Origin of the sequence: Corynebacterium sp. ACRQP (genome assembly GCF_022345915.1) — a bacterium.
GTDB classification, from domain to species: domain Bacteria; phylum Actinomycetota; class Actinomycetes; order Mycobacteriales; family Mycobacteriaceae; genus Corynebacterium; species Corynebacterium lehmanniae.
The window spans coordinates 55838-68023 of the sequence record NZ_JAKRMZ010000005.1 but is presented as its reverse complement, the minus strand read 5'-3'; the positions used below and the strand labels follow the sequence as shown (position 1 = coordinate 68023).

Here is a 12186-nt window from a genome sequence, read left to right as displayed (position 1 = left end):
CCAAGCCTATCCCCGCACCATCTTCTCAACGTATTTGGCCACGATGTCCACCTCGAGGTTCACCGGGTCGCCGGGGGCGAGCGCGCCGGCAGTGGTCTCGCGCAGCGTGGTAGGGATCAGCGAGACCTCGAAGTAGCCCTTGCCGACCGCTGAGACGGTCAGCGAGGTGCCGTTGACCGCGATGGAGCCCTTCTCCACCACGTAGCGCTCAAGCTGCTTTGGCAGCGTGAAGCGCACCACCTCCCAGTGCTCCGACGGGGTGCGCGAGACCACCTCGGCCACACCGTCGACGTGGCCCTGGACGATGTGGCCGCCCATCCGCTGGCCCGCGGCAAGCGCCCGTTCCAGGTTCACCTCGGAGCCGGCCTCGTAGGTGCTGAGCCGGGAACGGTCCATGGTCTCGCGCATCACGTCCGCGGTGAAGGTGCCGTTCGCGTTGTCCACCACCGTCAGGCACACCCCGTCCACGGCAATCGAGTCGCCGGGGGCGGCGTCCTCGGTGACCTTGGGGGCGCGCACGGCGATCCGGACGGCGTCGTCAAGCAGCTTCAGCTCCTCCACCACACCGATTTCCTCAACGAGTCCCGTAAACATCTCTCTCCATTTCTATGAACACATCGCCTCCCACCGGCCGCACGAGGGTGGTGCGGAAGCGGCGGGCGTCGGCGATGGTGCCGGCAATCGCGCGGTCCAGCACCCCGCGGCCGGCGCCGAGAAGCGCGGGCGCGATGTAGGCCTGCACCGCGTCCACCAGATCCAGCTCGAGAAAGCTCGCGGCGAGCGTCGCGCCGCCTTCGACCAGCACGTCGCGCGCACCGGTTGCCCACAGCACCTCCATCGCCTCCTCGGGCGTGGCGTACTGCTCGAAGCCCAAGCGGGTGAGGTTGCCCTCGGGCACCTCGCGCCTGCCGACGACCACGCGGCGCGGCTGGCGTCCGCGCAGCGAGCCGTCGGGGAAGCGCGCGGTCAGCGACGGGTCGTCCGCGATCGCGGTGCCGGTGCCGACGATGATCGCGTCGAGCTTCGCGCGGTCCTCGTGCGCCAGCTCGCGGGCTTCATCGCCGGTGATCCACTTGCTCGTGCCGTCCGTCGCGGCGGTGAAGCCGTCGAGCGTGGAGGCGAACTTCAGCGTCACGCTCGGACGGTTGTGGCGCACCGAGCGCAGCCACGGCTGCAACGCCGCGATCCGCACCGGCTGGAAGTCCACCTCGACGCCGTGGGAGCGCAGGTACTCGGCCCCGCCGGCGGCCGCGTCGTTCGGGTCGGCGGTGAAGTACACCACGCGTGCGATCCCCGCCTCCACCAATGCCTGCGAGCAGGGGCCGGTGCGGCCGGTGTGGTTGCACGGCTCCAGGGTCACCACGGCGGTCGCGCCCCGGGCGCGCTCGCCCGCGTCTCGCAGGGCGTTGATTTCCGCGTGCGGTCCGCCTGCGGGCGAGGTTGCGCCCGTGGCGATGAGCGCACCGGAGGCGCTGACAATCGCGCAGCCCACCGGAGGGTTCGGCGAGGTCGTGCCGCGCACCGATTCGCCCGCCTCGATCGCGGCGGAGATGGCGACGAGTTCCGCCGTCACCCTTGCGCGGCCTCGCGGGCGAGCTCGCGCAGGCGCTCTACCGCCTCGGCCGGGTTGTCGGCGCCGAAGACCGCGGAGCCGGCCACGAACGCGTCCACGCCGGCCTCCGCGGCCTGCGCGATGGTGGCATTTGCGATGCCGCCGTCGATGCCGATGATGGTGTCCAGGCCGGCTTCCGCAATGCGGTCGCGCAGCACCATCACCTTGCTTAAGACCTCCGGCATGAACTTCTGGCCGCCAAAACCCGGCTCCACGCTCATGACCATGACCTGGTCGAAGTGCTCCAGATCGTCCAGGTACGGCTCAATCGCGGTGCCGGGCTTGATGGCAAAACCGGACTGCACGCCCAGCTCGCGGCACTGCTTCGCGGCCGCGACGTGGTCGCCGGTGGCCTCAACGTGGAACACCAGCCGGTCGCCGCCAGCTTGGACGTAGGTTTCGAACCAGCGCTCCGGCTCTTCGATCATCAGGTGCATGTCCAGGAACTGGTCGGTCACCCCGTTGACCGCCTTGGTCACGTCCGGGCCGAAAGAGAGGTTGGGCACGAAGTGGCCGTCCATGATGTCCACGTGAATCAGGTCCGCGTTGGGAACCTTGCGCACGTCCTCGCCGAGGGCGGCGTAGTTCGCGGCCAGAATTGATGGGGCGATCTGAATCATGGGTCCTACCCTAGCTTTTTGCGCAGCACCGCGAAGAACATTGCGTCGGTGCCGTGGCGGTGCGGCCACATCTGCACGCTCGGCCCCTCGCCCACGTCCTCCATGCCGGCGGCCCACTCGCGAGCGTCGAGCTCATCCACATCGCCTTTCGCCAATTGCTTCTCGACGATCCTCCGGGTCTCCCGCACATCCGGCGAGCACGTGGAGTAGACCACCACCCCGCCCGGCTTGGCCAGGTTCACGGCGGATTGGAGCAGCTCCTCCTGGAGCTGGTTCAGCTCCGCGATGTCGCCCTCGGACTTCGTCCAGCGCGCCTCCGGGCGCCGCCGCAGCGCGCCGAGACCGGAGCAGGGCGCGTCGACAAGGATGCGGTCGTAGCCGGGCTCGAGCTTCGGGTCGCGCCCGTCCGCGGTGTGGACGGTCACCGGCAGGCCGCGCACTGTCTTGGTGATCAGCTCCGCGCGGTGCGGGCTGACTTCGACGGCGTCGACCGCGGCGGCGTCGATAGCCGCGATCGCCCCGATGAGCGCGGCCTTGCCGCCCGGACCCGCACAAAGGTCAAGCCAACGGCCTTGATCCTGCTCGACGGGGACCTCGGTGACGGCACGCGCGATGATCTGCGAGCCCTCGTCCTGCACCGCGGCAAGCCCCTCGCGCACCGGCTCGAGCTGGCCCGGATCCCCCTCCGGCAGGTACACCGCGTACGGCGAGTACTTGCCCTGCTCGCCGCCCGTGGACAGTGCAAGTTCTTCCGCGGAGATCTCGCCGGGGCGCGCCACCAGGTGCACGACCGGGCGGGCCGAGTCCGCCTCGAGCGCGGCTTCCAGCTCGTCGCGCTTGTCACCGAGCGCCTCCGCGAAGGAGCGCGCGATCCACTCCGGGTGGGCGTGGGTGAAGGCCAGCGCGCCCAGCTCGTTGTCCGGGGCGAGGGTGCGCAGCCACTCGTCGGCGGGCGTGCGGCCGATGGAGCGCAGCACGCCGTTCGCGAAACCTTTCGCCTTCTCATGGCCCGCAGCCTCGACGAGCCGCACCGAGGTGTCCACCGCGGCGTGGTCGCCCACCCGGGTGTAGAGCAGCTGGTAGGCGCCCAGGCGCAGCGCGGCGAGCACCTCGGGCGCGATGCGCTCGAGCTCGCGCGAGGAATTCTTCGCGATCACCGCGTCGAGCACCCCGAGGCTGCGCAGCGTGCCGTAGGCCAGCTCGGTGGCAAACGCGGCGTCGCGGCCGGTGATCTTCCGCTCGCGCAGGATGCCGGGCAGGGTGAGGTTGGCAAACGCGCCGTCGCGGGCGACGCGCAGCACCACCTCAAAGGCCGCCTCGCGCGCCGGGTCACCGATGCTGGCCGGGCGGCCCTTCACCGTGTAGCGCTGGCGCCCGCCGCCCTGCTTGCGCGGCTGCTGCTTTGCCCTGCTGCCTTGCTGCCGGTTGCGTGCGGGTGTGTCCTCTCGACGCCCCGCGGACCGCGACCTGAATCCGCCGCTCACTCGAACACCACTCCTTCTTTCGCCTCCGGGTTGAGTCCGCGGGCCCAGTCCGCCGCGTTCATCATCTTCTTGCCCGGCGGCTGGATCGTGCCCAGGCGAACGTCGCCGCCGGCGGTGCCCACGAGCACCTCGTTCTTGCTAAACGCCGCCTCACCCGGGGCGAGCGCGCCCTCCCCGGTCGGGGTGACTGGGCCGAGCTTGAAGCGGTCGTCCCCGCGCATCGTCCACGCACCCGGGGCCGGGGTGTGGGCGCGGATGCCGCGGTCGATCACGGCGGCCGGCTGCGTCCAGTCCACCCGGGCGTCCGCCGGGGCGATCTTGTGGGCGTAGGTGCCCTCTTCCGGCTGCGGCGTCGGGTCCGCGGTGCCGGCCTCGAACGCATCCATGGTCTCAACCAGCAGGTCTGCACCCACGTAGGCGAGGCGCTCCAGCAGCTCGCCGCTGGTTTCTGCCTCGCCGATGACGGTTTCCAGCGTGTCCAGGATGTCGCCGGTGTCCAGGCCCTCGTCGATGCGGAAGGTGGTGGCGCCGGTGACCTCGTCACCGGCCGCGATCGCCGCCTGTACCGGCGCCGCCCCGCGCCACTTAGGCAGCAGCGAGAAGTGCAGGTTCACCCAGCCGTGTGCGGGGATGTCCAGCATGTCCGCCGGGATGAGGTTGCCGTAGGCCACCACCGGAATCGCGTCGGGGGCCAGCGCCGTGAGTTGCTCCCGGATGGCGTCGTCGCGCGTGAGGCTCTCCGGGGTGAGCACCTCGATGCCGTGCTCGAGAGCGAGCGCCTTGACTGGCGACGGGTGCAGCGTGCGCCCGCGACCGCGGCGCGCGTCCGGGCGGGTGAGCACCGCGACGACCTCGTGGTCAGACGCGATGAGCCGCTCGAGCGCCGCAGCGGCGGGTTCGGGTGTGCCGGCGAATACGAGTCGCATACAAACGTTCTCCTTAGCTCCAGTCGGCGGCCCGGATCGCCGCCATCGCTTCCTTGCGCTGCTCCGGTGCCATCCTGCGCATGAACATCACGCCGTCCAGGTGGTCCGCCTCGTGCTGGATGCAGCGCGCCAAAAGCACGGTGCCGCGCAGCGCGATCGGGCGGCCGAAGCAGTCCTGGCCGCGGACAATGACCGTCTTGTGGCGGGTGACCTCGCCTCGCACGTCCGGCACCGAGAGGCAGCCTTCGACGCCGGTCTGCATCTCATCGCCCAAGGGTTCCCACACGGGGTTGACGATGTGCCCGCGCATGCCCTGGCAGTCGAAGACGAAAATCCGGCGCGTAAGCCCGATCTGGTTCGCGGCCAGGCCGACTCCGCCGGCGTGGTCCATGGTTTCCAGCATGTCGGCGACCAGCCGCTCCAAGGCGGCGTCGAAAACAGTGACCTCTGCCGCAGCGGTGTTGAGCACTGGGTCGCCGAACAGGCGGATGTCGCGGATAGCCATGGGGCCAAAGTGTAGTAGCGCGACCCCGCTAGCCGATGTCCACCGGGTTGACCTGGATGCGCAGCGGCAGGTCCTGCTTCGCCGTCGTCCACGCCACCGCGCCGGCACGCAGGGCCTTGCCCAGCGCGGTGCGGCCGGCAAGCGGGGTGCGCACCAAGATCCGCTGCGCGGGCCCGAGCGCCTCCCGGTTCCACTCGCCCGGCAGCCGCACCCCGGGCGGCAGGTCCACCGGGCCGAGCAGCTCGGCGTGCTCGGGCAGCTCGGTGCGGGCGAAGAATTCCTCCAACCCGTCGCGTGGGGCGTCCACAACCGCCACGTGCACCGCCGGCGGGAAGCGGGCCTCGCGCCGCAAGGAAAGCTCCAAAGCTGCAAACCCGGGCGCGTCCCACCGGATCAGGTGCTGCACCACGGGCAGGGAGGGCTCGGCCACCACGACGACTTCCCCGCCTGCGCTGTGCGGCTGCACCAGCGTGGCCGCCCCCATCCACTTGGCAAAGGTGTCTTCCACCGCGCGCAGGTCGGGCCGCTGCATCAGCGCCCAGGCGTCCAGAAGCACCGCCGCGCCGTAGCCGCCGTCAACGTGCGGCTCCGCACCCGGCGTGGCCACCACCAGCGCCGGGCCCGCCGGCACCTGCGCGCGCACGTTGTCGCCGCCCGAGGTGATCACCTTGTACTTGGCAAAGGCGCGGCCGAGCTCCTCGGCCGTGCGCTCCGTGCCCAGCACCACCGCGCGCAGCCTGCGCGAGCCGCACGTCGGGCACACGTGCGCCGGGTCCATCCGGCCGCACCACCGGCAGGTCGGCGCCACGGCCTCGCCGCCCGAGGGCAGCCCGAGCGGCCCGTTGCACCACCTGCACCGCGCCGGTGTGCGGCACTGCCCGCACGCCAGCGACTGGATGTAGCCGGTGCGCGGCACCTGGAACAGCACGGGGGTGCCGCGCTCGAGCGCCTGCGCCGCCGCCTGGAACGCCGAAGACGGCAGGCGCGCCTGCTTCGCGCGCGGGTCGCGCTCCATCTCAAAGTCCGAATCCCCCGCCGCGTGAATGTACGGCGAGCGGGTGCGCAGGCTCTGTCGCGGGGCGACCAGCTCGTGCATCCACCCGGATTCCACCAGCAGCTGCGCCTCCGCGGTGCGCGCGTGCCCGCCGATGACCAGCGAGCACCCCTCCTTCGCCGCGCGGGTAGTCAGCACCTCGCGGGCGTGCACGTACGGCGCGCGCGGATCCACCAGGTTGTCGTCGCCGTCGAACATCAGCGCCGCAAAGCGCAGGTTTTTCACCGGGGCGAACGCCGCCGAGCGCGTGCCCACCACGATCCGGCCCTGCCCGTGCAGCACCGATAGGTAGCGCGAGTACCGCGCCTGCGGGCCCTGCGAGGCCGTCAGCGTAGTCACCTGGCGCGCCCCCAGGATCTCCTTCAGCGCCGCCTCGCACGCGTCCACGTCCTTCTGGTCCGGCACCACGATCAGCGCGCTCGCCCCGTCCAGCGCCACCTTCGCCGCCAGCGACGCCAGTGCCGCGGCCCAGCTGTCTCCCGGTGCGACCTGCCAGGCCGCCCGCGCAATCTTGCCGGCGACCACCGCGTCCACGAACGACTCGCCAAAGGTGTAGGCGGTCCACGCCGACAAGTCCGGCTCCCCGGCCTCCCCCAGCTCCTCCCAGGGCGTGGAAGTGTCCGTCTCCTCCGCCTTCGCGTGGCGCGCCGGGATAGCAGAACGGTAGATGTCGGACCGCACGCCTGCGTAACGGTCCGCCAGCACGTCGATAAGCTCCCGCGTCCTCGCCGGGGCCACAACCTCCGGCGAGATGACGCGCTCGATGAAGCGCAGCGACCCCTCGTGCCGCGAAGAAGATGCGCGCTCGAGCACCACGGCATCCACGAGCCGGCCCGCAAACCGCACGCGCACCCGAACCCCGGGCTGCACCGCGTCTGAATCCTGCGATGGCACCAGGTAGTCGAACGGCCTGTCCAGGTGCGCCAGCCCGAGCATGGGCAACACGCGCGCGACGGGGGCTTCGGCGGCGGGCGTGTCAGACATGACCCCGGATTCTAAACCACCGTCCGACACCGCCTTGCCCGCGAGCGTTCCAATCCCCCGGCCCGGTCTTTTATGGAGTACTAATAAGACTGAAAGTTTTCCCCTTACGCGCGTTTGAAAGACCCCGCCGCCCTATGAAACGCCTGCTCACAGCAGTCACCTCTGCCACACTCCTCGCCGCTGCAACACTGGCCCCGTCCCCCGCCTCCGCGTATGTGTCCAAGGTCACGCAGCTCGCCCTGCCGCAGGACGCAAAGATCATCTCCGGCGACAGCTTCGGCCCCATCCTCGTGCAGGGAGCTGGGTTGCCTATCGACGGCAGCTCCGCCTTCATCGCCGGCTCCTCCGACCGCGCCCGCAGCACCGTCGAGGACGGCTGGCGCCGCGCCTACAACGGTCTTCCCGGGCAGGTGAAGCAGGCCGTGCCGCCGCACCTGCGCCCGCCCGAGCCAGCGAAACCGGCCGACGTCACCGTCGCGCCCGCGCAGGAGCCAGCGCCGTCGCCGGTGCCGCCCAATTGCTACAACTGCGTCGCCATCACCTACGACGACGGCCCGGTCCCCGGCAGCACCGAGCGCCTGCTGGACATCCTCAAGCGCAAGGGCGTGCACGCGACCTTCTTCGTGGTGGGCCGAAACGCCAACGCGAACCCGCAGATCCTGCGGCGGATCCGCGACGAGGGCCACACCATCGGAAACCACTCCTTTTCCCACCCGGACCTGGCCAGGCAGTCCGATGGCGCCATTGCCGCCCAGTTGGACGACACGGACGCCGCGCTGCAGAAGCAGGCCGGCCTCGACCCGCACTGGTTGCGCCCGCCCTACGGCTCCCACAACCCGCGCGTGGCCTCCGCCGCGGGTGCCCGCGGCATGGCGCTGGCCGTGTGGGACGTGGACACCGCCGACTGGCAGCACCGCAACCCCGCCACCACCTGCAAGCGGGCGGTGGACGGCGCACGCGAGGGCTCCATCATCCTCATGCACGACATCCACCAGCCAACCGTCGACGCGGCGGAGTGCGTCATCGACGGCCTGCGCGCCAAGGGGCTCAATCCCGTTGGCCTAGACGAGATGATCAAACGACCCGAGGCGGGCCACGTCTACACGCGCGCGGATTAGTTCCTATACTCCTGCCTGTGACTGAACAGCAGGACAACGGCGGCCGCCACGGATGGGTCAAAGCCATCCCCTACGCCATGCTCGCCGCCTACGCGCTCGGGCCCCTGCTGCTCATCCCGTTGGTGGGTAACCCGTGGGTGATGGTCGGGTTCATCTTCGCAGTGGCGATCATCGCCGGGCTTATCGACGGCATCGCCTTCCGCCCCACTTTGTCCCTGCCCCTTTTGACCGGGGTGGGCTTCTGGATCTCCAAGGCCCTGTACTTCAACGACGGCACGTTCATCTACTCCATCGCGGTGACGCTCGCCTGCGCGGCGGCAGTGTGGGTGGGGTCGTTGGTGGGCGGCAGCTCGTCGAGAAGCAAAGCGGAGGCGTAACCGATGGAAACCTGGAGCCTCAACCACCCCGAATACGGCCTGATCGAGGTCCGCGTCGGTTTCGACCGCGACTTCGCCGCCGAGGATCCCAGCTGGCCCGGCGACGAAGCGGACAAACCCGGCACCCTGGCCACGGCGGAGAGCCCCCTCAAAGAGCGGATCAAGCTGTGGACGAAAAACCCCACCGAGCGCATGGAGGTGCGCGTCAACGGCGAGGTGCAGCACCGCTACAACGACGTCGCAAGCGCCCGGCTGCCGCTGTTCGGCGACGGCCCGAAAGGCGAGCTGGAAACGCCGGCGGGGCTCGGCACCGACCGCAAGAAACCGCACCTGAAGCTTCGGGTCAGTAGTTTCGACGAGCTGCTCAGCGTGGAGTTTCGCGAAGGCGACACGGTGGTGGAGTTCGACCCGCCCACCGGCTCCCGCGGCGCGCACAGGCGCGAAACCATGCAGTCCAGCGAGCTCAAGCGCACCCTCATCCCCATGGCGGAAGGGTTGGGCAAGGGCGGCTGGGCGCTCGCGGTGCTCGTGCTCGGCCCGATCATCTCGAGGTTCATCGGCTGGCTAGTTGGGTTTTTGCCCGACTGGGACCTGCCCGATTGGCAGCTGCCGCACATGGACCTGCCGGTGCCGTCGCTGCCAGAATTCAACCTGCCGATGCCAGACATCGACCTGCCGGAGTTCCCCGAGGTTCCCGAGTGGGCGCTGTGGCTGCTCGAGTACTCGAAGATCTGGGTGCCGGTGGTCATCGGCATCGTCGTCGGCGTGGTCGCGCTGCGCAACCACCGGCGTTCTGAGCAAGAAAAAGCCGCCTGGCAGCAACACCAGGCGGGCAAGACGCCGGAGACGGACTAGACGCCGGCGGCGCCCTTCAAGTCGTCGACCTTGTCGGTGCGCTCCCACGGCACGTCGATGTCCGTGCGGCCGAAGTGGCCGTACGCGGCGGTTTGCGCGTAGATCGGGCGCTTGAGGTCCAGCTCGCGGATGATCGCCTCGGGGCGCAGGTCGAAGACCTTCTCCACCGCCTGCTGGATGCTCTCGTCCGTCTGGCCCTCCGCGGCGGTACCGAACGTCTCCACGTACAGCCCCACCGGGTTCGCGCGGCCGATGGCGTATGCCACCTGCACCTCGACGCGCTCCGCCAGGCCCGCGGCGACAATATTCTTGGCCACCCAGCGCATCGCGTACGCGCCGGAACGGTCCACCTTTGAGGGGTCCTTGCCGGAAAACGCGCCGCCGCCGTGGCGGGCCATGCCGCCGTAGGTGTCCACGATGATCTTGCGGCCGGTCAGACCGGCGTCGCTCATGGGGCCACCCTGGATGAAGGAGCCGGACGGGTTGACCAGCACCTTGGTGTCCTCGCGGTAGTACTGCTGCAGGTTTGCGTCCTTGAGCACCCAGTTGATCACGTGCTCGCGAAGCGCCGCCTCCAGCGCCTCGCCGGTGAAGTCCGGGTCGTGCTGGGTGGAGATGACGATCGTGTCGATGAACGCCGGGGTCTGGCCGCCGTAGGCGAAGGTCACCTGGGTCTTGCCGTCCGGGCGCAACCCCTCGACGATGCCCTCGTGGCGCACCTGGGACAGGCGGCGGGCCAGGCGGTGCGCCGTGGAGATCGGCAGCGGCATGTACTCCGGTGTCTCGTTGGTGGCGTAGCCGAACATCAGGCCCTGGTCGCCCGCGCCGGTCCGGTCGTCCTCGCCGGTGGAGGTGTTCTCGCGGACCTCCTGGGACGTCACCACGGAATCGTGGATCTCCGAAGACTGGTCGCCGATGGCGATGTTCACGCCGCAGCTGCGGCCGTCGAAGCCGACCTCAGAAGAGTCGAACCCGATCTCCACCAGCTTCTCGCGCACGATCCGCGCGATGTTGGAGTAGGCGGAAGTGCGCACCTCCCCCGCCACATGCACCTGGCCGGTCGTGGCGAGGGTCTCCACGGCCACCTTCGCGTCCGGGTCCTGAGCGAGCATGTCGTCCAGGATCGAGTCCGAGATCGCGTCGCAGATCTTGTCGGGGTGGCCCTCGGTGACCGATTCGCTTGTGAACAAGCGGAAGTACGTATCAGTGGACAAAGCAGTCTTTCCTTAGCGTCTATGCGAACGGGTAGCGTTCCGGCGGCGTCCAACGGCTGAAACGGGAACGGCACGTCGTGAAGTGATGCCCACGATAGACCAAGCTGTCTAAATGTGCAATGTCACTGCGAAAGGCGCTCGACGGCGTCCCAGATCCGGGCCGCGACCTCGTGCTTGGTGCCGTCGGGAATCTCCTCTTCGCGGCCGTCTGCGCTAAGCAGCCAGCCTCGGTTGCGGGCCTGGCCGAACACGCCGCCGCCGGCCACGGAGTTGAGCATGAGCATGTCCGCGCCCTTGCGCTTGAGCTTGGCGCGGCCATTTTCGAACTCGTTGTCCGTCTCTGCGGCGAAGCCGATGATGGTCGCGGCGGTCTCCCCCGCCTCCCGCATCTGGACCAAGCCCTTGAGGATGTCCGGGTTTTCGGTGAGGCGGATCGTGGACAGCGCGTCGTCGGCTTTGCCCTTCTTCAGCTTCGTGCTCGCTTCTGCTTCTGGACGGAAATCCGCCACGGCAGCAGCCATAATCACCACGTCGGCCTCCGGCGCTCGTTCCGCCATCGCCTGTTGCATTTCGCGGGTGGAGCCGACCTTGATCACCTCCGCGCCCGACGGCGGATCCAGCGCATCGGTCGCCCCCGCCACTATGGTCACCTTCGCGCCTCGTTGCGCGGCGACGTCGCCGAGCGCGTAGCCCTGCTTGCCGGAGGACCGGTTGCCGATGTAGCGCACCGGGTCAATGTTCTCCTGGGTGCCGCCCGCGCTGATCAGCACGCGCTTGCCCGCAAGGGTCGGGGCGAATGTGCTAGTGCGCAGCACCGTGCGAGCGAGTTCGGCGATCACGTCCGGTTCCAGCAAACGCCCGGGCCCGGTGTCTTTGCCAGTGAGACGCCCGTGCGCGGGTTCAAGCACCGTGATACCCCGCTCGCGCAGCGTGGCGACGTTCGCCTGCGTGGCCGGGTTGAGCCACATCTCGGTGTGCATCGCGGGGGCAAGCACCACCGGGCACGTGGCGACGAGGATGGTCGAGGTGAGCAGGTCGTCCGCACGCCCCGCGGCGGCCCGAGCCATGAAGTCCGCGGTCGCTGGCGCCACGACGATCAGGTCGGCCTCCTGCCCCACCCGCACGTGCTGCACCTCGTCGACGCGGGTGAACACTCCGGTGTCCACCGGGTTGCCGCTCAACGCCTCGAACGTCGCCGCACCCACGAAATTGAGCGCGTTCTGCGTGGGGATCACCCGAACCTCATCACCCGCCTCTTTGAAGTTCCGGACAAGATGGCAGGCCTTGTACGCGGCGATACCGCCGGAGACTCCTACGACAACACGCAGCGGATGGGACGAGTGTGGGGCTTCGCTCATGAGCCCCAAGCATACAAAACCGCCGCCGCCCAGCATGATTGCTGGGCGGCGGCGGACACCTGCAGAGCGCTAGCGCAGC

12 protein-coding genes are annotated in these 12186 nt (G+C 69.5%); 3 read left to right on the top strand and 9 right to left on the bottom strand.

What is annotated here, in order from left to right; translation table 11 throughout:
• Positions 1 to 6 precede the first annotated feature (6 nt).
• From MHY23_RS03380 to MHY23_RS03350, 7 genes are read right to left on the bottom strand one after another with little or no spacing between them, the layout of a single operon-like run.
• Positions 7 to 594, bottom strand: a complete 588-nt coding sequence (locus MHY23_RS03380) for a riboflavin synthase (protein ID WP_239306431.1) — start codon at positions 592 to 594, stop codon at positions 7 to 9.
• A complete protein-coding gene (gene ribD / locus MHY23_RS03375) occupies positions 575 to 1573 on the bottom strand; it encodes a bifunctional diaminohydroxyphosphoribosylaminopyrimidine deaminase/5-amino-6-(5-phosphoribosylamino)uracil reductase RibD (protein ID WP_239306430.1) in 999 nt (332 codons plus the stop codon). Before ribD ends, MHY23_RS03380 begins: the two co-directional genes overlap by 20 nt.
• Positions 1570 to 2232, bottom strand: coding sequence for a ribulose-phosphate 3-epimerase (gene rpe / locus MHY23_RS03370; protein WP_239306429.1), 663 nt, complete (start codon positions 2230 to 2232; stop codon positions 1570 to 1572). The genes ribD and rpe overlap by 4 nt, the downstream gene beginning before the upstream one ends.
• 5 nt (positions 2233 to 2237) lie before the next feature.
• Positions 2238 to 3716 carry a transcription antitermination factor NusB gene (locus MHY23_RS03365; protein ID WP_239306428.1) on the bottom strand — a complete coding sequence of 493 codons (1479 nt, stop codon included), beginning with the start codon at positions 3714 to 3716 and terminating at the stop codon, positions 2238 to 2240.
• Positions 3713 to 4642: a methionyl-tRNA formyltransferase gene (gene fmt, locus MHY23_RS03360; RefSeq protein WP_239306427.1), complete on the bottom strand. Its 930-nt coding sequence runs from the start codon at positions 4640 to 4642 to the stop codon at positions 3713 to 3715. The genes MHY23_RS03365 and fmt overlap by 4 nt, the downstream gene beginning before the upstream one ends.
• 13 nt (positions 4643 to 4655) lie before the next feature.
• Positions 4656 to 5147: a peptide deformylase gene (def, locus tag MHY23_RS03355; protein ID WP_239306426.1), complete on the bottom strand. Its 492-nt coding sequence runs from the start codon at positions 5145 to 5147 to the stop codon at positions 4656 to 4658.
• 28 nt (positions 5148 to 5175) lie between these two features.
• Positions 5176 to 7185, bottom strand: coding sequence for a primosomal protein N' (locus MHY23_RS03350; protein WP_239306425.1), 2010 nt, complete (start codon positions 7183 to 7185; stop codon positions 5176 to 5178).
• Positions 7186 to 7319: 134 nt separating this feature from the next.
• Between MHY23_RS03350 and MHY23_RS03345 the strand changes: the two genes are divergently transcribed.
• The 3 genes from MHY23_RS03345 to MHY23_RS03335 are packed head-to-tail and all read left to right on the top strand — an operon-like array spanning position 7320 to position 9535.
• Complete coding sequence (locus tag MHY23_RS03345; RefSeq protein WP_239306424.1) at positions 7320 to 8303, top strand: polysaccharide deacetylase family protein; 984 nt, start codon at positions 7320 to 7322, stop codon at positions 8301 to 8303.
• A 17-nt stretch (positions 8304 to 8320) separates the two neighbouring features.
• On the top strand, positions 8321 to 8680 hold the full coding sequence (locus MHY23_RS03340) for a hypothetical protein (RefSeq protein WP_239306423.1): 360 nt from the start codon (positions 8321 to 8323) through the stop codon (positions 8678 to 8680).
• A gap of 3 nt (positions 8681 to 8683) precedes the next feature.
• On the top strand, positions 8684 to 9535 hold the full coding sequence (locus tag MHY23_RS03335; RefSeq protein ID WP_239306422.1) for a hypothetical protein: 852 nt from the start codon (positions 8684 to 8686) through the stop codon (positions 9533 to 9535).
• Here MHY23_RS03335 and metK read toward each other — a convergent pair.
• Positions 9532 to 10749, bottom strand: a complete 1218-nt coding sequence (gene metK, locus MHY23_RS03330; RefSeq protein ID WP_239306421.1) for a methionine adenosyltransferase — start codon at positions 10747 to 10749, stop codon at positions 9532 to 9534. The two genes, MHY23_RS03335 and metK, sit on opposite strands and share 4 nt — an antisense overlap.
• Before the next feature lie 122 nt (positions 10750 to 10871).
• A complete protein-coding gene (gene coaBC, locus MHY23_RS03325; RefSeq protein WP_181888494.1) occupies positions 10872 to 12107 on the bottom strand; it encodes a bifunctional phosphopantothenoylcysteine decarboxylase/phosphopantothenate--cysteine ligase CoaBC in 1236 nt (411 codons plus the stop codon).
• Positions 12108 to 12186: the final 79 nt, after the last annotated feature.

Bases quoted from the DNA above. Each gene is read 5' to 3' on its own strand.
- MHY23_RS03380 (WP_239306431.1), bottom strand. From the start codon at position 594: ATGTTTACGGGACTCGTTGAGGAAATCGGTGTGGTGGAGGAGCTGAAG.
- rpe (WP_239306429.1), bottom strand. From the start codon at position 2,232: ATGATTCAGATCGCCCCATCAATTCTGGCCGCGAACTACGCCGCCCTC.
- fmt (WP_239306427.1), bottom strand. From the start codon at position 4,642: ATGCGACTCGTATTCGCCGGCACACCCGAACCCGCCGCTGCGGCGCTC.
- def (WP_239306426.1), bottom strand. From the start codon at position 5,147: ATGGCTATCCGCGACATCCGCCTGTTCGGCGACCCAGTGCTCAACACC.
- MHY23_RS03350 (WP_239306425.1), bottom strand. From the start codon at position 7,185: ATGTCTGACACGCCCGCCGCCGAAGCCCCCGTCGCGCGCGTGTTGCCC.
- MHY23_RS03345 (WP_239306424.1), top strand. From the start codon at position 7,320: ATGAAACGCCTGCTCACAGCAGTCACCTCTGCCACACTCCTCGCCGCT.
- MHY23_RS03335 (WP_239306422.1), top strand. From the start codon at position 8,684: ATGGAAACCTGGAGCCTCAACCACCCCGAATACGGCCTGATCGAGGTC.
- coaBC (WP_181888494.1), bottom strand. From the start codon at position 12,107: ATGAGCGAAGCCCCACACTCGTCCCATCCGCTGCGTGTTGTCGTAGGA.